Source organism: Streptococcus parasanguinis (assembly GCF_001578955.1).
Lineage (GTDB): Bacteria > Bacillota > Bacilli > Lactobacillales > Streptococcaceae > Streptococcus > Streptococcus parasanguinis_U.
Genome location: NZ_KQ969692.1, coordinates 32,302 through 34,783, shown reverse-complemented (window position 1 = coordinate 34,783; position 2,482 = coordinate 32,302). Strand labels below are relative to the sequence as shown.

Genomic DNA, 2,482 nt, shown 5'->3' with positions numbered 1-2,482 from the left:
TATTTCTTGCAACGGTCAGATGATACAAGACCGGCTTTACGAGAGATGTTGGAAGACCACGAGGATCATTTGACAGACCAGTTGGACTATCGTTTTGAAAAAGAAAGACAAGCCAGCCAGATTACCAATCAGCAGTTAGAGATCGCTCTGACAGATCGCTTGACCGAGATGCGAGTGGAGATCCACCAGCAGACGACGGCTCTGCGCGCTGAGATGAATGAGCACTTTACTAAAAATCGGGACAAAACAGATGAGCGCATGCGCCAGATCCAAGAGTCCAATGAAGTGCGGCTAGAACAGATGCGCCAAACGGTAGAAGAAAAATTGGAGAAAACCTTGCAACACCGTTTGCAGACCTCCTTTGAGACGGTTTCAAAACAATTGGAGTCGGTCAACAAAGGGCTGGGAGAAATGCAGACGGTGGCGCGGGATGTCGGAACCCTTAATAAAGTTCTCTCCAATACCAAGACGCGTGGGATTATGGGCGAATTGCAACTGGGCCAAATCATTGAAGATATCTTGACCCCAGCCCAGTATGAGCGAGAGTTTGTCACCGTTCCTCAATCCAGTGAGCGCGTGGAATATGCCATTAAGCTTCCAGGGCAAGGAGAGGAGCCAGTCTATCTGCCTATTGACTCTAAATTCCCACTGGAAGACTACTATCGTCTGGAAGAAGCTTATGAATTAGGAGAGAAAGAGGAAATTGAGCGTTACCGCAAGGCTCTTCTTGCTAGTATCAAGCGTTTTGCTAAGGATATCCAACAAAAATACCTTTTTCCACCAGCGACAACTAATTTCGGAATTCTCTTTTTGCCAACTGAAGGCCTCTATTCCGAAGTGGTTCGCAATCCAGAATTCTTCGATCGTTTGCGTCGGGACGAACAAATTTTAGTGGCTGGTCCAAGCACCCTATCAGCCCTCTTGAACTCCTTGTCTGTTGGCTTTAAAACGCTCAACATCCAAAAGAGTGCAGATGACATTAGCAAGGTGTTGGGATCGGTCAAATCAGAATTCCATAAGTTTGGAGGGATTTTGGCCAAGACTCAACGCCATTTAAAGAATGCTTCCAATAATATTGATGATTTGCTAACCAGACGGACCAGTGCCATCGAGCGGACACTCCGCCAAATCGAAAGCGATGAGGACCTGCTGGGACTAGATGTATATATAGAAGATGGAGAAGATGATGGTCAAAATTAACCAAATGAAAAAAGATGAATTGTTCGAAGGATTCTATTTGATCAAGTCAGCAGAAGTGCGTCAAACGCGGGCTGGGAAGAACTATCTAGCCTTTGTTTTTCAGGATGAGACCGGCACGATCGAAGGCAAACTATGGGATGCCCAACCACACAATGTAGAGAGCTTTATAGCTGGGCGCGTGGTCCATATGGCTGGTCGTCGGGAGGTCTACAATAATACTCCACAAGTTAATCAATTGAATATGCGCTTGCCACAAGCAGGAGAGCCCAACAATCCAGCAGACTTCAAGGAAAAACCACCAGTAGATCCCAAGGAATTGCATGAATACCTGTCAAACATGATTTTCAAAATTGAAAATCCAGTTTGGCAACGGATTGTCCGTGCCCTCTATGGAAAATATGAGAAAGAGTTTTATAGCTATCCAGCTGCTAAGACGAACCATCATGCCTTTGAAGCAGGTCTCGCTTATCATACAGCGACCATGGTCCGCTTGGCAGATAGTATCGGCGATATCTATCCTCAATTGAATAAGAGTTTGCTCTTTGCAGGGATTATGTTACACGATTTGGCTAAAGTGATCGAGTTGACGGGTCCTGAAAATACAGAATACACTGTTCGGGGCAATCTCATTGGTCATATTGCTTTGATAGATGAAGAAATCACCAAAGTCTTGCAAGATTTGAAGATTGATGACCAAAAAGAAGAGGTAATTGTCCTTCGCCATGTGATCTTGAGTCATCATGGATTACTCGAATACGGTAGTCCTGTTCGTCCAAAGATCATGGAAGCAGAGATTATTCATATGATCGACAATTTGGATGCAGAAATGATGATGATGACAACAGCTCTAGGTTTGGTTGGTCCTGGCGAGATGACCAACAAGATTTTCGCTATGGAAAACCGATCTTTCTATAAACCGAATATCGATCAGTAAAAACAGAGATAAATACGGAAACTATTCCAAAAAAAAGAAAAAAATTAGGGAAAAACGGCCTTCTGTAAATCAGAATGTTCGTTTTTTTCGCTTCTTATGGTATAATGATAGAAAAAACTACATGGTGAGAAAATGAAATTAAGAAGAAGTGAACGGATGGTTGTAATTTCTAATTACTTGATCAACCATCCCTATGAATTGACTAGCCTCAATACCTTTGCAGAAAGGTATGAGTCTGCTAAATCTTCTATCTCAGAAGATATCGTGATTATTAAGCGGGCTTTTGAAGAGATGGAAATTGGAAATATTGAAACCATCACAGGAGCTGGAGGAGGCGTTGTTTTTACG

General features: G+C 43.2%; 2 protein-coding genes and 1 pseudogene. All 3 read left to right on the top strand.

Translation table 11 applies throughout. The features are described from left to right. Positions 1-6 precede the first annotated feature (6 nt). Positions 7-1,200, top strand: a complete 1,194-nt coding sequence (locus tag SPADD19_RS08470) for a DNA recombination protein RmuC (RefSeq protein WP_061455881.1) — start codon at positions 7-9, stop codon at positions 1,198-1,200. Beyond that, positions 1,187-2,134, top strand: a complete 948-nt coding sequence (locus SPADD19_RS08465) for a 3'-5' exoribonuclease YhaM family protein (RefSeq protein WP_049489305.1) — start codon at positions 1,187-1,189, stop codon at positions 2,132-2,134. The genes SPADD19_RS08470 and SPADD19_RS08465 overlap by 14 nt, the downstream gene beginning before the upstream one ends. A 132-nt stretch (positions 2,135-2,266) precedes the next feature. Beyond that, positions 2,267-2,482, top strand: a pseudogene (locus tag SPADD19_RS12875) (pur operon repressor); the annotation flags it as partial.